The organism is Chitinophaga sp. 05T412 (genome assembly GCF_056396465.1).
The window spans coordinates 1-25,444 of sequence record NZ_JBFTLN010000020.1; the positions used below are offsets into that span (position 1 = coordinate 1).

The window sequence follows — 25,444 nt, forward strand, 5'->3', positions numbered from 1 at the left end:
CGGGAAGTATCAAAAAAATGGACCATGCCCATTAGAAACTGGGGCATGATCCTAAATCAGTTTTTAACTATTTTTGATAAAAGAGTGAGAATCTAACTTTTAATTTGATCCCCCGATTTTTAAGTTTACACACTTAGTGAAATAGTCCCAATTAATCATAACGGTAGCTGATTTAGCAATGCTTTCTGCATCCGCCAATTGGGCATATACCTATTCATAAGCATAACGAAATTTTTATTGTGATTCCGTTCGAAAAGATGAACTAACTCATGCACCACAACATACTCAATACAGCTAACAGGCTTTTTGGCCAGTTCAACATTAAAAAGGATATTACCACTTTCTGTTGCACAACTGCCCCACTTTGTTTTCATCTTACGGACCTGGAATTTCGGCACCTTTATCTGCATTACCTTTTCGTAATGTGCAATGTATTTCGAAAGAACCTTAATTAGTTCCCTTTTATACCATCTGTATAGGGTACTCCTCTTTTGGCCAACTGTAGTATCATCCGGTGCCCAAAGCTCTATCTTACTATGCTTTAATATAATGGTGGTCTTACTACCTCTCTTAAGTTCCAGTAAATAGCGCTTTCCAAGAAAATGATGACTTTCCTTAGTTATATAAAGTCTCTCGGCTTCCCTGGCTTGTTCCCGTATCTTCTTTCGCTCTTTCTTAATCCAGGATAGCTTGGTGGCCAGGTAAATCTTCACCTTTTCCAAATCGTAAAACTCCGGAGACGCAACTGTTACCCTTCCATCCGGAGGATAAACACTAAGATGTAAATTCTTAATTTGCTTAAACCTAACCTCCACTTGAATCTCAGCGAGACTGATAACAGTTGTATTCATCTAATAATCATGCTTATGCATTTTCACAATCTGGTAAATTTCTTCGGCCTTCGCATTATCATGTATTACAGTTCTGATAGCATTTTGTACTTTGCGTTCTTTCATCTTATTTTCTCTGAAGCCTTCCTGCTTGGCTTCCTGCACTTCGTAATCCACTGACAAAGCTAGTTGTTCGTCATTATCAAGCGCATGGAAGATGGCCAATTTTCCTTGCGTATTAATAGACACAGGAACATCATCATCTTTACCTGTATCTACTTTACGTGCAAGTTCGGCCATTTGTTTCAAATATTCCTGATAAGATATCAAATCTCTTTTGCGTGCTTCAATCAATTCTTTGAGCAACACTGACATTTGTTCAAAGTACTTAGGATCACGCAAATGTTCTTCCACAATTTTGCTACGCACATTATTCTCCATTGTTTCGGCCATGGCTTCTTTACTCCGCCTCGTCGATTTGGGCATACTATTAATGGCCTTATCCATATCCAGGCTCATCAACTGCAATAGCGATATATCTTCAAACGGTGAAATAGATTCCGCATCCTCCGCCCGGATATAAGTATCTAGCAGGAACCGCATATCTGCTTCATAGGCTTTTAAATCAATGATTTCCTTACTTGCCAGCTTAATCACTTCTCTTACATTCAGATAATGTTCCAACCGGTCTTTGAAATGTTGAATTTTGGCGGGGCTATATCCAGCGGACTCAAAGTCTGTGGCCATGTTAGCATATGCCCGGATATATTCTACAATCGCCTTGTATAATGCCATCCGCTTATACTCATTTGCTTTCAGATCCTCTTCGATTTCAACATTTCCACAGAAAAACTGGATGAACTCTAAATCTGTTTTAGGCAATGGTACATTTTCACATATTGCTTCCAGTGTTTCCAATGCCACTTCCAGGCGATCGGTAGCAATTTTGATCCTATCTTTCAGTTGTACCTTCACTTCTTCCTCAGTAAATCCTTCACAATCCAGCTCTGAGGTATATACGTCAATGGCATCGGTTACTTTACCAAATAACTCCATATAATCCACGATGTACCCATAATCCTTATCATCGGTATCCAGCCTGTTAACCCTGCAAATAGCCTGAAACAATGTATGATCCTGCATCTTTTTATCTATATAGATATAGGAACATGGAGGAGCATCAAACCCTGTCAGCAGTTTTGAAACCACAATCAATAACTTCATTTTGGCAGGTTCCTTACGGAATTTTTCTTTGGCCTGTGTTTCGTAGGCTTCCGTTTTAGATTTATTTCCGGTTACCGTTACATGCTTTAGTAACTCCTCATAAGTCTTATATATATATTCTCTGTCTGTTTCTGTATTAGCCCCCGTGTCTTCTTTAGATACATCTTTTGCTTGCGGATTATAAGACGTAATGATGGCACATTTGCCCTTAAGTTCTGTCTGTAAAAAGAGATTATAATATTTACAAGCCTCATAGATGCTCCCTGCGACTAAAATAGCATTTCCCATCTGGGATAACAACCGGGGCTTAGTACTGAAATCGAGGATAATATCTGAAACAATTTTCTCCATCCGGCTTTTCGAACTAAGAACATTTTGCATAGTGCCCCATTTCTTTTTCAGCTCGTTCTTCTGGAAGTCGTTAAGCCCCTTGGTTTTAGCATCAAACCATTGATCAATTTTAGTTTGAGAGGTAAGGTTTTGATCTATCGCGCGGCCTTCATAAACAAGATCCTTTACCACACCATCATCCACTGCCTCTTTAAATTTATAAGTATGAATATAGCGACCAAATATATCCATGGTCGTCTTCCTATCTGCTCTTAACAATGGCGTGCCGGTAAACCCAATAAACACAGCGTTATGAAGAACAGCTTTCATTGCCTCATTCAATTTTCCTCCTTGGGTACGGTGACATTCGTCCACAAACACGAAAATCTTCCCATAAGTTTGTACAGGATTATCCCGCAAATCTTTTATAAATGTCTCATAGTCTGTCTCTGACTTATTCCCAAATTTGTGAATCAGGGAACAGATAACACTTGGCGTTGATGCCTGCAAAAACTTCATGAGTTCTTTACCTGATCCTGCCTGGGAAATACTAATTCCAACATCACCAAACACGCGTGCTATCTGATCATCGAGTTCGGTACGATCTGTGAGTATCGCCAAACGGGAATTCGGAATATTCTCTAAAATCCACTTACCCAATATTACCATCATCAATGACTTCCCAGAGCCCTGTGTTTGCCATATAATACCTCCCTCCTCCCGGCGGATAAATGGCTGCGCTTCCTTTAGGCCAAAATATTGATGCGGACGCGGGAGCTTTTTAATGCCAGCATCGAAAATAACACCGTTGTAAATGATATCAATCAGACGTTCCTTATCACAAAGCTTCCGTAAATATTTGTCAAGTTTATAACCATTGTCATCCTCTTCGTCCTCCTTCCAGTTGAGATAGTATTTTTCAGGAGTTTCTATTGTCCCATAGCGGAGCMCCTGGGTATTATTACCAGCCATTATCAGTTGAATAGTAGTAAAGAATCCCTGGCTAAAACTTTCCTGCTGATTAGAAATATTCTGACGCACACTTTCCGCAATATCCACTGTGCCTCGCTTTAATTCCAATACCCCCAATGCGATCCCATTCACATACAATACAATGTCCGGACGCCGGTTATTTTTTCTGTTATTCAATGTCACTTCCTCGGCAATGGCGAAATCATTCCGTTCCGGATGTAGCCAGTCAATAGGAAAAATCGTATCAAATTGCTCCCCTAAGTCAGGTCGGGCCTTTACGCCATATCGTAATAATGAATACATGGCTTTATTACGATCATAAAGATTACCATTATTTGAAGTAGCTAGCTGGTATACCTCTGCAACTGTCTTATCCGCTAATACCGGGGCATATCCTTGCTTCAGTAAAAAAGCCCGGAGATAATCCCGTTCCACATTGCTGTTATTTATTCTATCTTCCCAATTGCCATAATATTTGTAGCCTAATTGATCCGTAAATAACTTAATAACGCGATTCTGGGTTAGGCGTTCTACAGGGTTTACCATATCAGTACATTTTTCAGGTGGACATTTATAAAAGGGCGCGCCTACTTAGGGCATAAGTCTTGCAACGTTTTCGTCTATTTTAATAGCTATATAAACTTAATATTATACCAATCTTACTCTGCCAGTCAACAAGTCTTGCATCATGCCTTGTTTGATTTGTTGGGCTTTTTCTAATTGTGCTTCTAATGATTCAATTTCAGTGTCCATATCGGAAAGGATATTGGCGATGCGAATTTGTTCGGAAAGGGGCGGAATAGGGATAATAACATCCTTCAATCTTGCTGTTGAAATGCCCAATACCTTTGTCCCTTGTGACTCTTTTAGTATTTGTCTTTTCAGATAAGAGGTCTGCCACACATATCCTAAGTATGATTTAAAAAACACTCCAGGCAATGGTCTAAAATGAATTGTATGAAGTCCACATACAATCTGTTTATCACCTATGCAACTGATTTCTATAGCCTTCCCAATATCTTCTTCATTCTCAGAAGCATCTGCAATAACAAGGTCTCCTTCAATACAATGGGATAAAAATTTGGCGGGCGACATATCTGGATTCACAAATGGGACGTTCTCATTATCAATATTGAAATGAGTTTTAAATTGTGTGTGGATGTCTCCGTAATGTATATTATAAACTTGCCCTTCATGATAATTCAGATTATCTCGGGACAGTGAATTAGTTGGAAAAAAAAAGCCCAGCTCTCCGATCTTCTTAATTTCCCAATCGCCAGGAACTCCATTACTAACAGGTTTCGTAAATAGGTCTTGTAATGCACAATGTCTAATAGATTGGCTTTTTGCTATTGACTTCTCGAGGCATGCAATCCATGTATCAGTGTCACTCAGAACCTTGGCTATAATTTCTTGTTCAGCCAAAGGAGGAATAGGTATTTTCATCTCCGCAATAGTATCCATACGAACACTGTCTACAGATGACTTAGCTGTCATCTGTGAAATTCTCTCTAAAAAGTTATTTTGAAAATACTTAAAGAAGTAATATCCATTAACGATACTTTGAAAATTTGTAATTGCATAAACCCTCTGGTGATAATCAAATTTTCCATTGATGTAGTGAAAGACTTTACCAACACCAACTCCATCTCCCGCGGTCAAAACAGCCTCGCCATCAAACGAATAAGAGTTAATTCTTTCCACAATTTGAGACCGAACAAAAAATGGGTAGATACCATTTTCTACACGATCCTGCGTATTTCTACCACCTGTTTTAATTTCAGCAATCTCGTACACATTTTTAACACTCCAATCCTCCGGAATCACTCCAATCTCCGTCTGCCTATATCCAACTTTTACCATGACCATCCCATTTTAGCTAAATGTTGTTTTACCTTTTCACTTGCAATACCCACCTCAGCATTTAATGCCTCTAAAGTAATTGCATACCGTTCCGCTAACTCTTTAATACGTTGACTTAAATTCTGACTAACACGATCTAATTCCTGTGTAAGCGCACCTTGCAAATACGCCTTCCATTTATATTGGATGACAGCCTTCTTTATTTCTTCATCACTTAACGCAGGATACTTCAGCATTACGTTCCTCTCTAAAGCATTATTTAAAGTTTGTACTTCCTTATTAGCTTCTTTGATTTTCTCCGTCAACATCAGGTACTCCTCCAATATTACTATTTCAGACTCCTCCTCCGATATAACTGCTTCCTCTCCCTCAAAAACCAACACCCCCTTGGTTTCCTTTTTCCTTGCCTTCAGGAGCTTATTTACCTCCACCGCATTCACTTTTTCTAAATCCCCAAACAAACCATCCTCTCCCGAATTCTCCTCCTCGATTTCTTTTATACGGGAACTCATGTGCTCTATTGACTGTTCCGTTTCTTCAATAAGTTTCTTTTCTCCAGCAAAGTAGAGATCAACCAATAAAGTGGGAGGAATCATCCGACCCTCAATACCTGCAAGCCCCGGAATATCCTTATCCTTTGCAGTTTTGCCATCTTTACCTCTCTTCCCCTTTATTACCAACCGCTGGTATTCATTACCAGCTTTCCAGCCATCCAGACTAATGGAATACACATCATCCTGCATGGTTTCATTCCAATACTGCATTAAGCGTTCATAGAGATCGTAGTTGTTTATCAGTTTGTGTTCTCTGAAAGCAACTAACAAACTTTCACCCATGGAGGCAATAACTTCCTTGGGATGTACCCCTTGCTCCATAACTTCCCAACTCTGKGATTGAATATTTAACCAACCATCAAATTGCGCATGCACCTGACGATGAAATGCCGTAAACTCAGGATGTTCGAAAATCGTCTTCTTTATCTCCGCTGGCGATGTTTTCAGCTTCAAAAAACCTTCCCGTAATGAATCAAAAAGATCCACTCTTAACTGAGGGAAAGTTTCCCAATATACCTTCATCGCATCAATATCTGCCTGTGGAATTCCACCAAATAAATGGGCAGAAATGCTCTGAATATCCTCCGCTTCCTGCGTATCTACATAACGTGGTATGTTAAGGTTGTAATCATTTTTAATGTCCGCAATTTCCTTCATCGGAACCATCCTGCTGTATTTAGGCACCTGCAGCTCCTGTGTAAATACATCCGTAATTCTTCGTATATCCTGCTCCATTAAGCGATTCTTATTACCATCTTTTGCAAACCCTTTGCTGGCGTCAATCATAAAAACGCCCTTACGATTAGCTGCCTTTTCTTTGTCAAGAATGATGATACAGGCAGGAATACCGGTACCGTAAAAGAGGTTAGGCGGCAACCCGATAATGCCTTTTATATATCCTTCTTTCAGGATATTCTTTCGAATTTCACCTTCGGCATTTCCCCGGAATAATACACCATGAGGTAATACCACCGCTGCTTTACCTGTAGCCTTTAACGACTTCAGTATATGTAATAAAAAAGCGTAATCCCCATTTTTCTCAGGAGGTACACCTAATTCAAATCTTCCGAATTCATCATTATCCACTTTCACTCCATTACTCCAACTCTTCAAAGAAAACGGCGGGTTGGAAACTACATAATCAAAACGCTTCAGGGAACCATCGTCTTCCTTGAAAGCAGGACGCGTCAAGGTATTATCCGCTATAATAGTGGCTGTTTCTGCATTGTGCAGAATGGTATTCATGTGTGCAAGGTTAGCTGTGGTCATCTCCTTTTCCTGACCATAAAGATCAACAGACTTACCAGCTTCGGCACGAACCTTTAATAACAGCGATCCAGATCCACAAGTGGGGTCATACACAGTTGTTTGTCGTGTTGAGTTCTCTGGTGTAATGCCGATGACTTTTGCTAATACTCTTGAAACTTCCGCTGGTGTATAAAATTGGCCCTTGGATTTACCTGATTCGGTTGCAAAATGACGCATCAGGTATTCATAAGCATCTCCCAGAATATCATCACCCTCAGCTGTGTTTTTAGAAAAATCTAAAGAGGGATCATTAAAAATGCGGATCAGATTAGAAATTGTATCCACCAGGTCTGCGCCCTTTCCTAATTTATTTTCATCATTGAAATCAGGAAAGTCATTCAATCCATTTGCCTCCTTAATCTTGTTGAGAACCTTTTTATTGATATCATCTCCTATGTTAGTGGTGCCAATGAGGTTCACCATATCATCAAAAGAAGCTCCCTGAGGTATGGTAATCGCAAAGTTTGAATCATGCTTTGCCTTATCTGAAATATATTTCACGAAAAGTAACGTCAATACGTAATCCTTATACTGTGAAGCATCCATGCCTCCACGCAGTTCGTCACAACTAGCCCAGATGGAGCTATATAACTCAGATTTTTTAATTGCCATGATGGATCGAAAAAGGTTAGATTAAATCGTTATTTGATGTTGTTGTGATGATAGTAAACCTTTAATTTACGAATAACGATGGAAGTCAACAATATTTTGATTGGGATAAGTATCATGTTCAATATAACACTATAAAAATCTCTACACTTGACTGTCATGTCATCGACAAACTAAAAGTATCAAAACAAAAAAGGACAAATCATTCCTGATCTGTCCTTCGTGTCCCGGATTGGATTCGAACCAATGACCTACTGCTTAGAAGGCAGTTGCTCTATCCAGCTGAGCTACCGAGACTTATATATCTTCTTCCCCTTGTAGTGTGAAATAAATCGTTATATTTATCTCGTTTTGGGAGTGCAAATTTATGTAATTTTCTCTCAATAAATCAAATTTAATTTAATTTTTCTTTAAATATAGTTTTGCATACTATGGATGTACAAATAGAAAGTAGCTGGAAGGAAGCGCTGAAAGATGAATTTAATAAGGCCTATTTCGATCAGATCGTCATGTTCCTGAAACATGAAAAAGCCCTGAATAAAGTGATTTATCCCACTGGCAACCTGATCTTTAATGCCTTCGATAAAACACCTTTAGACAAGGTAAAAGTAGTGATACTCGGCCAGGACCCCTATCATGGCCCCGGACAGGCACATGGACTCAGCTTTTCTGTTTTAGATGGTGTGAAGCCTCCTCCCTCCCTGGTAAATATCTACAAAGAAATGAAAACTGACCTGGGACTGGAGATCCCTACTGGCGGCAATCTTACTAAATGGGCGGAACATGGTGTGTTATTATTAAACGCCTTCCTGACTGTAAGAGCCAGCGAACCTGCCTCACACAGCAAAATAGGCTGGGGCGATTTTACGGATGCCGTTATCAGAACCATTTCTGAAAAACGGTCAGACGTGGTATTCCTGCTCTGGGGACGGTTTGCACAGGATAAACAATACCTTATTGATGCTACCAAACATCATATTTTGCAGGCAGCACACCCCTCTCCTTTCAGCGCTGATAAAGGATTTTTTGGATGCAGACATTTTTCAAGAACCAATGAAATACTCGCTAAGGCAGGCATTGCACCAGTAGACTGGAGACTCTAAAAGCAAACACTATGTTGAAAAGTATCTTCGGCAGAATATATGCCCTCTGGGCTTTGCTGTTGTTTGCAGGCACCATGCTGGTGGTTTTTATCCCTATCTGGATTATCTCCTTCTGGCCAGATCCAACGAAATCCAGGGGCTTCCTGGCGATCGGCAGGATATGGATGAAAGTATATATGCCACTGATTGGATGCCCCGTAAAACTAAAAGGCACCAATTATTTTGCTCCCGGACAAACCTATGTGATTGTATGCAATCATAATTCACTGATAGATGTGCCGGTTACTACTGCTAAAATTCCTGGCGCCAATAAAACACTGGCCAAAGCCTCTATGGGCAAAATACCGCTCTTTAGCGTGTTATATAAAATAGGGGGCATCATGGTAGATCGCAGCAGTGAGGCCAGCAGAAAGCAAAGCGTAATTGATATGAAAGAAGCCCTTAAAATGGGCCTGCACATCTTATTATACCCGGAAGGCACGCGTAACCGCACAGACGAACCGCTGAAAGCCTTCTACGACGGCGCTTTCGCACTGGCTATTGATACACAACTGCCACTGATTCCGTCGCTGCTTTTTCACACAAAAAAGATATTACCGGTAAATAGAAAGTTTTTTGCCTGGCCACATCGGATTGAATATCATTTCCTGCCACCCATGCCTACTGCGGGTCTTACCAAAGATGATCTACCGGCATTTAAGGAAAAAGTATTTAAACAGATGTGGGATTATTATATCGCAAACGATACCAAATAGCATAAAGCATAAAGCATAAAGCAGAAAGCCTAAAGCAAAAAGCTATTAAAGCGAATGACATAAGCGAGTAATATATAACTCATACGCTTATGTCATTCGCTTTAATAGCTTTTTGCTTTAGGCTTTCCGCTTTATGCTTACAAATCGTAGAACTGTCTCGATCGGTTGATCCGAAGATCCCGCAGAATACCGGCTTTCGGGTTAATGGTGATACTAAACTGCCGGAAAGTACCAAACGGTATCAGGTTGATAGACATTTGCCAGCAGTGCAGATCCCGCGAGATATACATATTCGTATAAGCTATCTGCATATTCGTAAAGTCGAAACCACTGTTCAGACCAATCTTCCATTTAGGCGTCAGGCTAAAATCGCCGTTAAAGCTGACATATTGCGTAATACGTCTTACTACACCACCGGAATCCGGGATAATGGTATTGGTATAGGATAAGCTATAGGAGAGATCCACCCGCCATGGAATATCGAAATCCACGTACTCTCCAGGATTGTTACGTACCATTTGCAGCTGCCGCTGTTGCGCAGCAAAAGCCGCATCGGTGCTCTGTGCATTCTGTATGGAGTCGATGGTTTGCTCTTTCGCCTTGCTCTTTTTATCCTTCGATTGGAACGACGTACTCATCGAAATACTTGCATTCGTTAAACGTCCCAGAGAGATCTTTCCATTCTGCCATACGTATTTATCAAGGCGACGACCACGTGCATCTGTCTGATATGGATCAATATTACCGCTGGCGGAGATGTTCAGCTTATCGAACAGGTTAGTACGGGCGTACAGACTGAAGGTCGACAGCTTAAAGGAATCAGCCACCAGGTTATAACTGCCATTGATACCGAAACCATCCAGCAGCTTGATTTTTCGTTCATGGTTACCAGTGGTATCCTTCTTCGAATACACCTTCATTTCAAGGTTGTTATCCAATCCAAAGTTCAAACCACCAAAGGAACCGGAAGAAGGTACGCCAATAATAGCTCCATCATACACGGATACCATGGACTTATCCCCTGCATTATTGTATTGTAATAGCTTATAGAGATTTGGATTCAGGTCCGGACGGAAGCTGGCACTCAACGTAGGACGCATTACGTGACGGATAGCCTTTATCTTGGAATTTTTGTTGAATGCATACATACCATATACCGCAGTAGACAATGCCAAACTGGTGCTCACGTCACGCGCAGTAAAGAATCCAGCCTGATAAGCAGTATCAATTGCACCGTTGGTTCCTGTACCTGGATTGAATTTATTGGGATTCCAGGTACGATTAAACTTCTTGGTATACCAGTATTCGCTATAGTTAATACCCGGCGACAACGTAAAGGCCTTATTAAACACCGGAATAGAAAAGGAGATCGGAATATTGTGCTGCATACCGGTTTGCATCGCATCAAACATGGCTTGCTTACCAAAGAGCGAATCTTTGAAGTTGGCCTGGTTACGCAGTACCGTGTTATAAGAAATACCAATTTTCTCGTACCATTTCGGACTACCGATCATTTCTTTACGTTGGAAAGGATAGATAGTATTCACGGTAAACGTTCCATCCGGGAAAGAAACCGATACATCGCGGGTGCTAAGGTTTTGAGAGTGGTTCAAACCTAAGCTGAGGTTATAAGGCTTTCCAACCCATGTTTTCGAAAACGTGATAGATGATCCGATGTTATTATTAACACGCGTATTATAATCATACACATTGTACCTGTTATAAGAAGAGGTCCCGAAGTTCACTGCAGCGCCAAAGTTCACACCAGGACGGGCTTTGCTGTCCATGCTGTGGTTCCAGGTTACGCGGAAATCTTTGGAAGTACTGAACTCTGACTTCACCGCCGGGTCACCAAAGCGGGTATTGGCGAAGCTCAGGTTAAGGCCCCCACTGTACTTATAGCGCTTGCGATAGGTAGGGCTACCCGTAAGGCTCCAGCTACCGTAAGAATACACATCCCCACGCATGGTGAGGTCGAAGTTATCGCCCAAACCAATATAGTATCCACCATTTTCAAGTCCAATCCCTTTTTGTTGATTCACCACATACTGTGGCGGCAAGATGCCCGACCGTTGCCCTTGTGTAATAGGGAAAATGGCGAATGGGATGAACAACGGCGTCGGAATTCCTTCAATTTCCAGATTAGCTGGTCCGGAAATCACCAATTTATCAGGGATAACCTTTATTTTGCGGGCCCGGAAACTGAAATGCGGGGTATCCAGGTTACAGGTAGTATAACCGTTCTTAAAACCGAAGATGGTATTATCAGCCGCTTTTTTGGTTTGTGCACTGTGAATATAGCCTTCTCCGTATTGGGAGCGTGTATTGTAGATCTTTGCCTTCTGGGAAGTAAAATTATACCGGAGGGTATCTGATTCGAAGCTCTGGCCGCCATCGTTCATAACAGGGCCGCCAAACAGTTTGCCGGCAGTATCTTTGGCATTAGTAGCCTCCAGTGTACCGGTTTCCTGGTCGAAATTCATTTTTTCGGCCGTCAAATCAATGGTTTTGTATTTTGTGTTGGCAGCACCATACAAATAAAAGCGCTTATCAGGCACCATCAGGATAATGGAGTCTTTGGCTTTATAAGTAACCGGCGCATCCAGCGTGTCTTTTGATATCTTTGGAACATAAAGCGTGTCCACGGTGACTGGTCCGCTGGTATCGGTTGCTTTCGACAGCACATTAGTATCCGCTGCAGCAGCGGGCTTAACGGCAGGACGTTTGATTTTACCGGTATCTTTGCGGACTACCGGAACGGTATCTGCCAAACTTTTGTTAAAAAACGAAGTTGCATGTGGCCTGGAGCCTGCAACTGCATCTATAATAAAGGGAATGGCAATAAACATACCGGCAAAAACCAGGTATGTATGTCGAAAAAACTTTTTATAATTATTTTTGTAGCTAGCGTTCATGTGTTATGGCGGCCACAAACCTACAAGAAATTATACAATTTATTACAAATGGTAACTTGTAATGTTGAAGAAAGGATATGTGGAAAAATGGCGCAAACTCACATGGAGTAAGCCAATGATTAATTTAACAGATAAACTTATTTTTTTATTTTTTGTGATAAACAGCACCCATTAAAATGAGAATCATGCGCTGGAACCGATTTTGGATTTTAGGACTGGGAACACTATTCACCTGTACCTTTTTTATTCAGGCCAAAAATAATCCCGTTTCCACTAAACAGGATAAGCCTATACGAACGATTGTGATTGATGCCGGCCACGGTGGTACAGACCCTGGCGCTAAAGGAAGCTACTCTACCGAAAAACAGGTAACCCTCGAAGTAGCCCTCAAGCTGGGTAAAATCCTCGAAGAAAACATGCCCGATGTAAAGGTAGTGTATACACGAAAAACCGACCGTTTCGACGATCCCCGCGTAAAAGCCCAGATCGCCAACGACAACAAAGGCGAATTATTCGTGTCTATTCACTGTAACTCAACTGGTAAGATCCGTAAAGTGGTAGACTATAAAACCGTATACCGCAAGAAAGGAAAACGGAAAATAGCCGTTAAACAACCCATATATGCCTACTACCCCAGCAATGCCAAAGGCACGGAAACGTATATATGGGCTACCAGTAAGAACAACGCGAAAATGGAATCCCTGAAACAGAATTCCGTGATCGTACTGGACGACAACTCAGAAGAAAGTAAACAACTGATTGGCGATGACCCGGAAACATTCATCCTGCTCAATACCCTGAGAAACTCCTACTTMGATCAAAGCCTCCGGCTCTCTACCCTGATTGAAGACGAGTTTACCCGTGTAGGACGTATCAGCCGCGGAGCAAGACAAAGAAATGAAAAAGGTATCTGGGTACTATCTGCCACCGCTATGCCTAGTGTACTGGTAGAACTTGGATTTATCAGTAACCCGGAAGAGGAAGATTACCTCAACTCCAGCAATGGACAAACAGAACTGGCTAACTGTATCTATAAAGCGATTAAGCGTTACCGTGATGAACTCGACAGGTTCACCAACAACCGCAACTCCCAACCGTCTACTACCCGTATTTCTTCTAAAAACAAAAGTTCTCATGCCGTCGCACTGTCAGGCAAAGGAGCCAATGGCAAACCCCAGTCTGCCGATAGCTACTGCGTGCAACTGCTGATAACAGATAAATTATATAAACCAGGAGCTTCCATTTTCAGGAAGCTCCATGGTGATATCAATCGCCAACAGATAGTCATGAATAAAAAAAAACTGAACAAGTATATCTGGGGACGCTTCAAAACAGACCAGCAAGCCTCCGGAGCCCTGCGTAAGGCCCGTAAACTAGGATTCAAAGACGCTTTTGTTACCTCCTGCTAGTCCCCGCCCTCTTCCCCAATTCCCCCCCACTCTTTTCCCCCTTTCCGCTTTTTTATTAGCAACATTTTTTTCCGATCACTCCCCGTGCATGCTTTTTGATTATTTTTGCGTGAACGTATACGAATCTCATGCTCAAATTATCTAATGAAACCAAAGTTGGTATATTAACGGTGCTGGGTATAACCTTACTTGTGCTGGGCTTTAATTTATTGAAAGGAAAAAGCTTTTTTTCACATAACAAAACCATCTATGCTGTATATAAACAGGTAAATGGTTTACAGCCAGCCAATGCCGTACAGGTAAATGGCTTAATAGTAGGTAGTGTTTCCAACCTCGAAGTAATGGATAACGACGCCTCCCGCATCCTCGTTACCCTCACTATTACCAAAAAAGTGGAAATTCCACGCAACTCCGTTGCCCGCATCAGCAGCGACCTGCTGGGTACCAAAACTGTACAGATGGACCTGGGTAACGCCAGCGAATATCTGAAAAGCGGCGATACCATCTACGCAGCTGTAGACGGCTCCATGACAGACGCGCTGAAAGAACAACTCAGCCCGCTCGTAAAAAAACTGGAAGGGACCCTCTCTAATATCGATTCTGTATTAATGTCTGTGAATGCTATCCTGGATACCACCGCAAAAGGAAATCTCCAGGACGCTATCCGCAACCTGAATGTCACCATGCGTAACTTTACGCACACTTCCGCTTCCCTGAATGGTATGCTGGACCCTAATTCAGGTAATATCCAGAAAACATTCAACAACCTGGCAGCGGTTACCGGTAACCTGAAAGATAACAACGCAAAAATTACCGGTATCCTCGACAACGCCCAGAAAGCAACAGATGCACTGGCAAAAGGTAATATCGATAAAACACTGCAACAGTTACAGCAAACCGCTACTAACCTGAATGCGACCATTGCCAAACTGAATACCACAGATGGCACTGCCGGCATGTTGCTGAACGACAAAAAAGTGTATAACAATCTTCAGTATTCCCTCGGAAACCTGAATAAGCTGCTGGAAGACCTCCGCGTCAATCCTAAACGCTATGTACACTTCTCCCTCTTCGGCAAAAAAGATAAAACGAAGCCGTTACCTTCTGATACAGCAGCGGCACAACAATAAGAATCAATGCATCGATACATAAAATCAGGGATTTTTCTGGCCGTGATATGCCTGCTGGCATACTCGGCCAGCGCCCAGTTTCCGGCTAAACCAGCTCCGAAAACCGGATCTGTTATTGAAATCATTCATGCGGATACCCTCATCATGTATGAACGCGATTCTGTAAGCATGACCCGCTTCGTTGGCGGCGCCATATTCAAACAGGGATCTACCCTGTTTAACTGCGACAGCGCCATCAAAAACAATAAAACCAATGTCATAGACGCCTACGGTAATATTCATATCAACCAGGCCGACAGTGTACACATCTACGGTAATTACCTGAACTACGACGCCAATACCCGCATCGCCCTGTTACAGGATAACGCCAAATTAACCGATGGGAAAGTAACTATCACCGGCCCCGAATTACAGTACGATATGAACGCCAAAATAGGCTCCTACACAAAAGGAGGCCGCCTGGTAAACGGCAAAAGTGTGCTCACCAGCGATGAAGGATACTATTACACGGAACCGAAAGACATGCACTTCATCCGCAATGTACTATTGGTTGATCCGGAATATACCCTCAGCACCAGCGAACTAATGTATAATACCGGCACCAAAATAGCCAACATCATAGCTCCTACCACCATCAACAATAACGACAAAAGCACGATGTATGCTACCAGTGGTTACTATGATACGGAAAAAGGCTATGGCAATTTCGGTAGCCGCCCTACCATAGAAGATAGTACCAGCACCATTACCGCTGATAATATTGAAATGGATAAAGCAACTGGTATGGCCTACGCCACCGGTAACATGGTGTACAGAGATACTGCCCGCAAAATGTCACTGCTGGCCAACAAAGGCATCGCCAACCAACGCGAAAAAACGATCCTTGCCACGCAGAAACCACTGCTGATCATGGAGAAAAATAAAGATACCCTGTACATGGCCGCCGATACCCTGTTTTCAGGTGTTATCAAGCCGGGCGACAGCCTCTCTATCCCCTCCGTGGCCGGACTCAAACGCATCCCCGACGGGCCTACCAAAAACCTCCGCAGCATCAAAACCATACGACCGCCGGAGAAATTCACCGCTACCATTTCACCCGTCACCAAAGGCGACTCCATTGCCAAAAAGCAGACGGTTGCCGGCAACGTGATGATGTTCATGGCCGATAGCGCCCTCACCAAAACCAGACAGAAACTCGATACCGCCCTGGTGAAAAATGTGAAGATCGCTCCGCTGCMAATAATAACAATAAGCGACTCCCTGCCAGGCATTAAACATCATGCCGACAGCGTGGCGCTCACCGTTCCAAAAGACACAGCAGATCAACGATATATCCTGGCTTACCACAACGTAAGAGTGTTCTCAGATTCCCTGCAAGCGGTGGCTGATAGTGTGTTTTACTCTTCAAAAGACTCCACCTTCCGCCTCTTCTACAACCCGGTAATCTGGTCTAATAACACCACCCAGCTGAGTGGAGACACCATCCTGATGTTTACCAAAAACCAGACAGCCAATAAAATGCTGCTGAAAAATAATGGCTTCATCATCAACGAAGCCGGACCTGGTATGTTTAACCAGATCAAAGGCACTACCATCACCGGCTATGTGAAAGATGAAACACTCGACTGGATGCACGTGGAAGGAAATGCCGAAACTATTAACTATATTAAAGATAACGGCGGCGCCTATATGAGCGTMAACAAAGCCCAATGCGCGTATATTGATATCTTCTTCCGGAAAGGAGAAGTATACAAAGTATCGCTGTTTAAAGATGTAGACGGCACAAACTATCCGTTTACCAAACGCCCAATGGACCAGCTACAACTAGAAAACTTTAAATGGGACATCAAACGGCAACCGAAAAGTAAGTACGAGTTAATGCAATAAGCATAGGGAGTGCTCCCGAAATTGGAATTTGGGCCGGTAACTTAAACTATCTGACTAACAGATATGTATACTTTACAGGAACAAATTCCAATTTCATTTCATCCCCTTGCTATCTTCTCACTAAAACTGATAAACGTGATCCGGAATTCTATTGACATCATCCGCAAAACACTGATCTCCCCTATTCATACGTTTTTAAAAGACAGTCGTGCGGTAGGCATTGTACTCATTGTATGCACCATCGCGTCTATGGTACTGGCCAATTCAGGCATGCAGGCGGATTATATAGGATTCTGGAATAACCTCTTTGACCCTGCCGGCGGACATCATTACCAATACCGCTCCCTCCACCTGCCCAACTCCTATCTGTTATGGATAAACGACGGCATGATGGTGCTGTTCTTCTTCCTGGTAGGCATGGAAATAAAACGGGAACTCACGGTAGGAGAATTGTCGTCCTTCAGAAAATCGATCCTGCCGGTACTGGCCGCCATTGGCGGTATGCTGTTTCCTGCGTTGATTTTCTCCCTTTTCAATAACAATACACCCCATGCCCATGGCTGGGGCATCCCTATGGCCACTGATATTGCCTTCTCCCTGGGTATACTATCCCTGCTGGGCAAAAGGGTACCGGTAGGCTTGAAAATATTCCTGATGGCTCTGGCCATCATCGACGATCTCGGCGCCATCCTGACCATTGCTATCTTCTATACGCCTCACCTCGATGTAAAATATCTCCTGATCGGTGGGGGTGTATTTTTAATTCCACTACTGCTGAATTTTTTGAAAGTACAGCGACTGATCTTCTATTATATACCCGGACTGGTGTTGTGGTACTGTCTCTTTAATTCCGGTGTACACGCTACCATTGCAGGCGTACTGCTGGCATTTTGTATTCCACAGCAGAAAATTGCTGACCTCGTACATGACTTACATGATCCCGTAAATTTTGTGATCATGCCCATCTTTGCCCTGGCCAATACCGCCATACAATTGCCTTCCGACATTGCAGGCGCACTGCATAATAACATCAGTTATGGAGTGATAGCTGGTCTGGTACTCGGTAAACCACTCGGTATTTTCACGCTTTCTTTTCTAGCTGTAAAATTAAAATTGGCTTCATTACCTTCAAAAGCAGGCTGGCTGCAGCTAATCGGCGTGGGCCTCATTGCTGGTATAGGATTTACCATGTCTATATTTATTTCTTCGCTGGCCTATACAGAGCGGGAATTACAAATCATTGCCATCATTTCCGTGATAGCCGCTTCTCTCATCGCAGGCATCGCCGGATTTATTTTTCTTCGCTTATTGAAGCCAGTTGGCATTGTTATTGTAAAGCAACCGTGATTTTATTTTCGTCGTCCATATATACTTTAGAGAAAAAAGCCAACGTTTCTTAACGTGTATTTTACAGTATCAATTCAAACAACACATCTATGAAAAAAGTAGTGTTACTTTTCAGCCTTATTGCCATCCTTGCGAGTCAGGCCAACGCACAAAAGAAAAAGAGTTACAGCAACAGCGATCCTTCTAACTATACAACTGCGCTGGGTGTACGTTTAAACCCATGGGTAGTGGGCTTTACCGTAAGACATTTTATCCAGGGACCTCATGCTATTGAAGGCCTGGTTACGACAAACCACTCACACAGAAATAACCTGACGATTACCGGTTTGTATGAATACAACTGGAATATCGGTATGCCCGAGCTGAACATGTATGCCGGTGGTGGTGCGCACCTGGGCTTCTACGACCGTCGGGATTACGACTGGAGCCGTTACGAAGACAAAAACTATAAAAACGGTACGTATGTATCTCCAGGTCTGGATGCTATCATTGGTATCGAATATACTTTCAAGAAATTTCCTTTAAACATCAGTGCCGATCTGAAACCTTACGTACAGTTTGTTGGACCCACCAACTATATGGGTGAGGAGATTGGCGGTGTGTCTGCCCGGTATACTTTCTAAACCAGGCAACCACTTCATCTACAAACGGATCATGAGGCAAGCATGGTCCGTTTTTTTATGTTCCTTATTTTGAAGTATTTTTAATGCTCAACTATCGGGCATGAAAATCTTCTCAGCAGCACAAATCAGGGAGGCCGATGCTTTCACGATTGCTCATGAACCTATCAGCAGTGTTCTCCTGATGGAAAGAGCCGCAGGCCGGTGCGCTGCGTGGCTGGAAGATCATTTCTCCCCTCGTCACCCTGTTTATATTTTTTGCGGAAAAGGAAATAATGGGGGAGATGGATTAGTCATCGCCCGTTTATTGCTCGATCATGGCTACACAGTGTATACCGGCATGGTGCAGCATAGCCCCAAATCCAGTGCTGATCAGCAACACCAGTTACAAATACTGCAACAACAATATCCGGCTGGAATATATGATATAGGAGATGTATCCGACTTCCCTACCCTCCCCGCTAACGCGGTCATAGTAGACGCTATTTTTGGTACAGGTATGAGCCGGCCTCTTGAAGGCTGGGTAGCCGGACTGGTGCATCACATCAATGATCAACACGCCCAGCATACCATCGTAGCCATAGACATGCCTTCCGGCCTGATCGCCGATGAAAGTCATCCGGAGGCAACCGTCGTACAAGCACATCATACCCTGAGCTTCGAATTTTATAAATTGGCATTCCTCTTACCGGAAAATGCCGCCTGTACCGGCGAAGTGCATATACTGCCCATAGGACTGCATCCGGAGTATATAACGAAAACGCCTGCACGATATCACCTGTCCGACCGGGATATCATGCAAACCATTTACCGGCCCCGCCAGCCGTTTGCCCACAAAGGTACTTATGGTCATGCACTGCTTATTGCCGGCAGTTATGGTAAAATGGGCGCCGCCGTATTAAGCGCCAAAGCCTGTTTGCGCGCGGGCGTGGGACTGCTTACCTGTCACATCCCCCAAAGCGGCATGCAGATTATGCAGATCAGTGAGCCCTGCGCCATGTGTATCACCGATGAAGATCCATACTACAACACCCATTTTCACCACGACATTCATACCACTACTTATAAAACCATTGGCATAGGTCCCGGACTGGGTACCCAAACCGGCACTGCCAAATCCCTGGAATTATTACTGGATAGCTGGCAACGCCCGATGGTAATAGATGCGGATGCACTCAACCTGCTTTCCGTATATCCGTTCCTGTTAGAAAAAGTACCTGCGGGCAGTATACTGACCCCGCATCCGAAAGAATTTGAGCGGCTGTTTGGCCCCAGCGCAAATGATGTGGCACGACTTGAATTATTATCGAAACAGGCGGTAAGACTACAGATTTATATTATCTTAAAGGGCCGGTATACTGCGATGGCTTGTCCGGATGGCGCAATATATTTTAATAATACCGGTAATCCCGGTATGGCCACCGGAGGCAGCGGAGATGTACTAACCGGGATATTAACCGGCCTGCTGGCGCAGGATTATTCTCCGAAAGCAGCCGTATTGCTGGGGGTATGGCTACATGGCTATGCTGGCGACCTGGCAGCTTCACATCTTTCACCCGAAGCCATGACCGCAGCAGATATCATTCATTGGCTGGGGATGGCATTCCGGGAAGGCATCTGATGGCATGTTATTTTTTTTGCGCCCAAACTCATACTCAGGGGGCATGTGCGTAATAATTTTATTTATTACGTACACAATTATTAATTTATGTTTTATATTCATTTGAATATTTTTTTGGAATCCTATTATTAATTCATTACTAAACTCTTTTTGTCAACCACGTTTTTATAAATTTCGCTTACATGAATATAGTTTACCTCGTACCATGTTTTGGATTATTGGCTTTGTTATATACGGCCGTCAAGAGCTCTTGGGTTACACGACAGGATGCTGGCAACGACAAGATGAAAGAGATAGCTCAGCACATTGCTGAAGGTGCTATGGCATTTCTTAAAGCTGAATATAAAGTCCTTATTTACTTTGTTATTATAGCCGCGCTGCTATTGGGCTACATGGGTGCTACCCATGACAATTCTCACTGGTCTATTGCCCTGGCCTTTGTATTAGGTGCTGTATTTTCAGCAGTGGCCGGTTTCATTGGTATGAGAATAGCAACCAAAGCCAACGTACGTACCGCACATGCAGCACGTACCAGTCTTGCCAAAGCACTGCAGGTATCCTTTACCGGTGGTTCTGTAATGGGTATGGGTGTGGCAGGTCTGGCAGTACTCGGACTCGGATCTTTGTTCATTATATTAAAATCATATTTCGGGGCAGCTGCCAATACGCCTGAAATGATCAAAACCATTGAAGTACTCACTGGTTTTTCATTAGGTGCAGAAAGTATTGCGTTATTTGCCCGTGTAGGTGGAGGTATTTACACCAAGGCGGCCGATGTGGGTGCCGACCTGGTAGGTAAAGTAGAAGCCGGCATTCCGGAAGATGATCCCCGCAACCCTGCTACCATTGCAGATAACGTGGGTGATAACGTAGGTGACGTTGCCGGTATGGGCGCCGATTTGTTCGGTTCTTATGTGGCTACCGTATTAGCTACCATGGTACTCGGCTCTGAAACCGTTTCCCAGGATGCCTTTGGCGGTATCGCTCCTATTATCCTGCCGATGATCATAGCAGGCGCAGGTATTATCTTTTCTATGATCGGTACCTTGTTTGTGAGAATTAGTGATACCGCAGGCCTGAATACCGGCGTAGTACAGAGAGCGCTGAATATGGGTAACTGGGGTTCTATTATTTTAACCGCGATTGTTTCTTACTTCCTGGTAAACTGGATACTGCCAGACAGCGCCATGGTATTACGTGGCCATGAGTTCACCCGTGGACAGGTATTCGGAGCTATCATGGTAGGACTGGCCGTAGGTACCCTGATCAGTATTATCACAGAATATTATACAGCGATGGGCAAACGCCCGGTTAAATCCATCATCCGCCAATCGGCTACAGGTGCTGCAACCAATATCATTGGTGGTTTATCTGTAGGTATGGAATCTACCATGCTGCCAATACTGGTACTGGCAGCAGGTATTGCCGGTTCTTTCCACCTGGCGGGCTTATACGGCGTAGCGATTGCTGCTGCCGGTATGATGGCCACCACTGCGATGCAACTGGCCATTGATGCTTTTGGCCCTATTGCCGACAATGCCGGTGGTATTGCTGAAATGAGCGAATTACCGAAAGAGGTAAGAGAAAAAACAGATATCCTGGATGCAGTAGGTAACACTACCGCCGCTACTGGTAAAGGTTTTGCCATTGCTTCTGCCGCATTAACCGCACTGGCATTATTTGCTGCCTTTGTGGGTGTGGCAGGTATTCAGGGCATTGATATCTATAAAGCAAATGTACTCGCCGGCTTATTTATAGGCGGTATGATTCCATTCATTTTCTCCTCCCTCGCTATTGCGGCCGTAGGACGCGCTGCCATGGCCATGGTGGAAGAAGTACGCCGCCAGTTCCGCGAAATACCTGGTATTATGGAAGGCACCGGCAAGCCGGAATATGATAAGTGCGTGGCTATTTCCACACAGGCATCTATCCGCGAAATGTTGCTGCCGGGCGCTATTGCACTGATTTCCCCTTTATTAATAGGCTTCCTGGCAGGTCCGGAAGTACTGGGTGGATTCCTGGCCGGTGCTACCGTGAGCGGTGTATTAATGGGTATCTTCCAGAACAACGCCGGTGGCGCCTGGGATAACGCCAAAAAATCATTCGAAAAAGGCGTAGAAATTAACGGCGAAACCTATTACAAAAAGTCTGAGCCACATAAAGCCTCTGTAACCGGTGATACCGTTGGTGATCCGTTTAAAGATACTTCCGGCCCTTCTATGAACATCCTCATTAAGCTGATGTCTATTGTATCGTTGGTGATTGCGCCAACCCTGGCAGAGATGTTCCATACCAAACAACCACCAGTACCACCTACTGCTAAAACGGAAAAAGTGGCACCTGCCGCTAAAACAGTAAGCAGCAAGGCAACCGCTTATTTGGTGAAGCAGAAAGCATAAAGCGGAAAGCAAAAAGCTATTGAAGCGGATGATCAGAGCGGATCCTGTCTGTGTACAGGATTAACCTGATTATTCTGATTTTTATTTTTTGATTAAGAAAGAAGGGAGATGAGAGCAGATATACCTGCCTCAATCTCCCTTCATCTTTTTAAATCCTTAAAATATAATCAGAATAATCAGGTTAATCCTGTACACAGACAGGATCCGCTCTGATCATCCGCTTCAATAGCTTTTTGCTTTCCGCTTTATGCTTTCTGCTCAAAAAAATTTGGTGGTTTACGGATCTTTCCTACCTTTGTACTGTAATTAAAATTATTACAGATTAAGCATCTGTATTTTTTTAAACAAAAACTGTCATAATTATTATCACAATTAAAACAATCAGCACGGGCAGGCTGTATTACTAATTATCATAAAAAAACTAATAACATGAAAGTAGCCATCATCGGAGCTTCCGGATTCATAGGATCAGCCATTTTAAGCGAAGCATTGGAAAGAGGTCATGAAGTGACCGCTATTGTACGCAATCCGGAAAAAATAACACTGCAAAACCCGCATCTGACGGTTAAAAAAGGAGATGTTACCGACGAAGCGGCATTAGCGGCTTTGTTGACAGGCAACCAGGCAGTCATCAGCTCCTATAGCGCACATGACTCCGCTACTTACCTGAAAGCGATACACGCCATTATTAATGCTACCAAAAAAGCAGGTATCAAAAGACTGATCGCTGTAAGCGGCGCCGGCAGCCTCGAAGTAGCACCAGGCGTACAATTACTGGATACACCGGAATTCCCGGCAGCATGGAAGGAAGGCGCTTCCGCCACCCGCGATGCTTTCCACGTAATTAAAGCAACCAATGATCTGGACTGGACCGTAATAAGCCCTGCCATGATGATTGAACCAGGTACCCGTACCGGCAAATTCCGCTTGGGAAAAGACCAGGTAATATTTGATGAGAAAGGAGAAAGCAGAATTTCTACAGCAGATTATGCAGTGGCACTGATAGATGAACTGGAACAGCCGAAACATATCCAACAGCGTTTCACACTGGCTTATTAATAGTACAGGATATACAGGATCGGCCATGGCGGCTGATCCTGTTTTTTTATTCTCTTATTTTTGAAGGACTTACCCCAAACTTCTTACGGAAAGCATTGCTGAAATGCTGCGGAGACGAATATCCTGCCTCATCGGCAATATCCGCCAATGGTTGATTGCTGCTTAAAATCAGCTCCCGCGCCAACTCCAGCCGGCGCTCACTCAGGTAACCAAATACGGTATTGTCAAAAACCGCTTTAAACCCGGACTTCAGCTTAAACTCATTCAACCCCGCCTTCCGCGACAATTGCTCCAGACTTAAAGGCCGCTGCATATGTTGCATCAGTAAATCCCTGGCATAATACAGCTTCTCCACATCAGCAGCCGAAATTTTGGTCGCTACCGGGCTGCTGGAAAAAAGCGCGGTTTCTATCTGCTCACACTGCAACGCCAGCAACTCAATGGTCTTCGACTGCAGGAACAGCTTTTTCAGCCCACCCTGAAACCGGCACTGGCGCGCTTCTTCAATGACCATTTGCATACGCGGGGTAATCCGGGGATTAAACTTCTCCGCCAACCTGGTAGTCCGGTTACCCGCTACATCGTTGGCGAGGTTCTCCAACACCCGTCCATTATCTTCCGCCAGCTCCAAAAAACGGTTAGGCATAAAGCTCAACCCCAAAAAATGGATATCCCGCTGCTTTTTCACATCGGCAGACTCATTGGGACTGGGACTAAACATCAGATTATGTTCCCGGCTGGAGAATCTGAAATTCTTCCTTCCCTCCAAAGAGGTACTGACTTCGCCTTGCTCCATAAACATCATCACTACCCTAGGCTCCTTAAACTCAGTATGAATGTGGATGTTTTCAAACACATCAGCCTCACAATAAGCCATGCTGATGCCATCAAAACAATATTCCTGGAGCGTGGCCGCCCCGAAATCATGCCGCATTTCCTGGGTTTCCTCTACGATGGCCCTGGACCGGATCTTCCGGTAGTCAAACGGCATATTTTCCTTCAACAGTACATGGTTGGCATCATTGGTAATAACTATGCCCATAAAATAATCCGTTTCGTATAAGTGTTTATCCGTTTCGTGTAACAGCTATGTGGGATAACAACGGCAAATTTGCACAAAAAATATTCCGAATAATAAATTAATTACGCCATGATGGGAATATTCCGTACCAATATTACAACTGTTCAGGATAGAAACAACGTCATCAACGCGATTTCTGCACAATTTACCGTAAATGCCTGTAGCGTAGACCTGGAAGACTGTGATAGAGTATTGCGCGTAGTCAGCCCCCTGTCGCTCGCCGAACAAACAATCATAGATTTTGTCACCCGCCTGGGGTTCAATTGTGACATTCTCGAATAAAATTATTCAATAGTAAGTACACATATAAAGCCGCTGTAGCGAAGAAATATCTTCATCTCCGCTACGGTGGCTTTATTTCATTTATAAAAAAAATAATCTATTAAACGTAGGGGTATAATATTTTTGCCACGTCTTATTAGCACATG

17 protein-coding genes and 1 tRNA gene are annotated in these 25,444 nt (G+C 43.5%); 11 read left to right on the plus strand and 7 right to left on the minus strand.

Annotated elements, in window-relative coordinates; translation table 11 throughout:
• Positions 1 to 155: 155 nt before the first annotated feature.
• From AC1DFM_RS31170 to AC1DFM_RS31190, 5 genes are all read right to left on the minus strand, one after another.
• A complete protein-coding gene (locus AC1DFM_RS31170) occupies positions 156 to 851 on the minus strand; it encodes a M48 family metallopeptidase (protein ID WP_477080697.1) in 696 nt (231 codons plus the stop codon).
• Positions 852 to 3,902: a type I restriction endonuclease subunit R gene (locus AC1DFM_RS31175; RefSeq protein ID WP_477080698.1), complete on the minus strand. Its 3,051-nt coding sequence runs from the start codon at positions 3,900 to 3,902 to the stop codon at positions 852 to 854.
• Positions 3,903 to 4,004: 102 nt separating this feature from the next.
• Complete coding sequence (locus AC1DFM_RS31180) at positions 4,005 to 5,219, minus strand: restriction endonuclease subunit S (RefSeq protein WP_477080699.1); 1,215 nt, start codon at positions 5,217 to 5,219, stop codon at positions 4,005 to 4,007.
• Positions 5,213 to 7,693, minus strand: coding sequence for a type I restriction-modification system subunit M (locus tag AC1DFM_RS31185; protein ID WP_477080700.1), 2,481 nt, complete (start codon positions 7,691 to 7,693; stop codon positions 5,213 to 5,215). The genes AC1DFM_RS31180 and AC1DFM_RS31185 overlap by 7 nt, the downstream gene beginning before the upstream one ends.
• Before the next feature lie 220 nt (positions 7,694 to 7,913).
• Positions 7,914 to 7,987 (minus strand) — tRNA-Arg (locus AC1DFM_RS31190).
• A gap of 134 nt (positions 7,988 to 8,121) precedes the next feature.
• On the opposite strand from AC1DFM_RS31190, the gene ung reads away from it, so the two are divergent.
• Positions 8,122 to 8,793 carry a uracil-DNA glycosylase gene (ung, locus tag AC1DFM_RS31195; protein ID WP_477080701.1) on the plus strand — a complete coding sequence of 224 codons (672 nt, stop codon included), beginning with the start codon at positions 8,122 to 8,124 and terminating at the stop codon, positions 8,791 to 8,793.
• A gap of 11 nt (positions 8,794 to 8,804) precedes the next feature.
• The gene (locus AC1DFM_RS31200; RefSeq protein WP_477080702.1) at positions 8,805 to 9,548 is read left to right on the plus strand and encodes a lysophospholipid acyltransferase family protein; all 744 of its coding nucleotides are present in this window, start codon (positions 8,805 to 8,807) and stop codon (positions 9,546 to 9,548) included.
• A gap of 137 nt (positions 9,549 to 9,685) precedes the next feature.
• Here the strand turns inward: AC1DFM_RS31200 and AC1DFM_RS31205 are convergent, their stop codons facing one another.
• On the minus strand, positions 9,686 to 12,397 hold the full coding sequence (locus AC1DFM_RS31205; RefSeq protein ID WP_477080703.1) for a putative LPS assembly protein LptD: 2,712 nt from the start codon (positions 12,395 to 12,397) through the stop codon (positions 9,686 to 9,688).
• 251 nt (positions 12,398 to 12,648) lie between these two features.
• Here AC1DFM_RS31205 and AC1DFM_RS31210 point away from each other — a divergent pair, with 251 nt between their 5' ends.
• The 8 genes from AC1DFM_RS31210 (at position 12,649) to AC1DFM_RS31245 (ending at position 23,935) form a co-directional block, all read left to right on the plus strand.
• The gene (locus AC1DFM_RS31210; RefSeq protein WP_477080704.1) at positions 12,649 to 13,872 is read left to right on the plus strand and encodes an N-acetylmuramoyl-L-alanine amidase family protein; all 1,224 of its coding nucleotides are present in this window, start codon (positions 12,649 to 12,651) and stop codon (positions 13,870 to 13,872) included.
• 128 nt (positions 13,873 to 14,000) lie between these two features.
• Entirely contained in the window at positions 14,001 to 15,002 is a 1,002-nt protein-coding gene (locus AC1DFM_RS31215) for an MlaD family protein (protein ID WP_477080705.1), read from the plus strand.
• Between the two features lie 6 nt (positions 15,003 to 15,008).
• Positions 15,009 to 16,889 (plus strand): OstA-like protein, encoded by a 1,881-nt coding sequence (locus AC1DFM_RS31220; RefSeq protein WP_477080706.1) that lies wholly within the window; start codon positions 15,009 to 15,011, stop codon positions 16,887 to 16,889.
• Positions 16,890 to 17,024: 135 nt separating this feature from the next.
• Complete coding sequence (gene nhaA, locus AC1DFM_RS31225) at positions 17,025 to 18,236, plus strand: Na+/H+ antiporter NhaA (RefSeq protein ID WP_477080707.1); 1,212 nt, start codon at positions 17,025 to 17,027, stop codon at positions 18,234 to 18,236.
• A gap of 89 nt (positions 18,237 to 18,325) precedes the next feature.
• Positions 18,326 to 18,859, plus strand: coding sequence for a hypothetical protein (locus tag AC1DFM_RS31230; protein ID WP_477080708.1), 534 nt, complete (start codon positions 18,326 to 18,328; stop codon positions 18,857 to 18,859).
• A gap of 100 nt (positions 18,860 to 18,959) precedes the next feature.
• Positions 18,960 to 20,477 carry an NAD(P)H-hydrate dehydratase gene (locus AC1DFM_RS31235; protein WP_477080709.1) on the plus strand — a complete coding sequence of 506 codons (1,518 nt, stop codon included), beginning with the start codon at positions 18,960 to 18,962 and terminating at the stop codon, positions 20,475 to 20,477.
• A 182-nt stretch (positions 20,478 to 20,659) separates the two neighbouring features.
• On the plus strand, positions 20,660 to 22,876 hold the full coding sequence (locus AC1DFM_RS31240) for a sodium-translocating pyrophosphatase (RefSeq protein WP_477080710.1): 2,217 nt from the start codon (positions 20,660 to 20,662) through the stop codon (positions 22,874 to 22,876).
• A gap of 429 nt (positions 22,877 to 23,305) precedes the next feature.
• Positions 23,306 to 23,935, plus strand: a complete 630-nt coding sequence (locus AC1DFM_RS31245) for an NAD(P)-dependent oxidoreductase (protein WP_477080711.1) — start codon at positions 23,306 to 23,308, stop codon at positions 23,933 to 23,935.
• A 46-nt stretch (positions 23,936 to 23,981) separates the two neighbouring features.
• Here AC1DFM_RS31245 and AC1DFM_RS31250 read toward each other — a convergent pair whose 3' ends face one another.
• The gene (locus AC1DFM_RS31250; RefSeq protein ID WP_477080712.1) at positions 23,982 to 24,977 is read right to left on the minus strand and encodes a helix-turn-helix transcriptional regulator; all 996 of its coding nucleotides are present in this window, start codon (positions 24,975 to 24,977) and stop codon (positions 23,982 to 23,984) included.
• A gap of 108 nt (positions 24,978 to 25,085) precedes the next feature.
• Between AC1DFM_RS31250 and AC1DFM_RS31255 the strand changes: the two genes are divergently transcribed.
• Entirely contained in the window at positions 25,086 to 25,298 is a 213-nt protein-coding gene (locus tag AC1DFM_RS31255) for a hypothetical protein (protein ID WP_477080713.1), read from the plus strand.
• The last annotated feature ends 146 nt before the right edge of the window (positions 25,299 to 25,444 follow it).

Bases quoted from the DNA above. Each gene is read 5' to 3' on its own strand.
- AC1DFM_RS31170 (WP_477080697.1), bottom strand. From the start codon at position 851: ATGAATACAACTGTTATCAGTCTCGCTGAGATTCAAGTGGAGGTTAGG.
- AC1DFM_RS31180 (WP_477080699.1), bottom strand. From the start codon at position 5,219: ATGGTAAAAGTTGGATATAGGCAGACGGAGATTGGAGTGATTCCGGAG.
- ung (WP_477080701.1), top strand. From the start codon at position 8,122: ATGGATGTACAAATAGAAAGTAGCTGGAAGGAAGCGCTGAAAGATGAA.
- AC1DFM_RS31200 (WP_477080702.1), top strand. From the start codon at position 8,805: ATGTTGAAAAGTATCTTCGGCAGAATATATGCCCTCTGGGCTTTGCTG.
- AC1DFM_RS31205 (WP_477080703.1), bottom strand. From the start codon at position 12,397: ATGTTTATTGCCATTCCCTTTATTATAGATGCAGTTGCAGGCTCCAGG.
- AC1DFM_RS31215 (WP_477080705.1), top strand. From the start codon at position 14,001: ATGCTCAAATTATCTAATGAAACCAAAGTTGGTATATTAACGGTGCTG.
- AC1DFM_RS31230 (WP_477080708.1), top strand. From the start codon at position 18,326: ATGAAAAAAGTAGTGTTACTTTTCAGCCTTATTGCCATCCTTGCGAGT.
- AC1DFM_RS31235 (WP_477080709.1), top strand. From the start codon at position 18,960: ATGAAAATCTTCTCAGCAGCACAAATCAGGGAGGCCGATGCTTTCACG.
- AC1DFM_RS31240 (WP_477080710.1), top strand. From the start codon at position 20,660: ATGAATATAGTTTACCTCGTACCATGTTTTGGATTATTGGCTTTGTTA.
- AC1DFM_RS31245 (WP_477080711.1), top strand. From the start codon at position 23,306: ATGAAAGTAGCCATCATCGGAGCTTCCGGATTCATAGGATCAGCCATT.
- AC1DFM_RS31250 (WP_477080712.1), bottom strand. From the start codon at position 24,977: ATGGGCATAGTTATTACCAATGATGCCAACCATGTACTGTTGAAGGAA.
- AC1DFM_RS31255 (WP_477080713.1), top strand. From the start codon at position 25,086: ATGATGGGAATATTCCGTACCAATATTACAACTGTTCAGGATAGAAAC.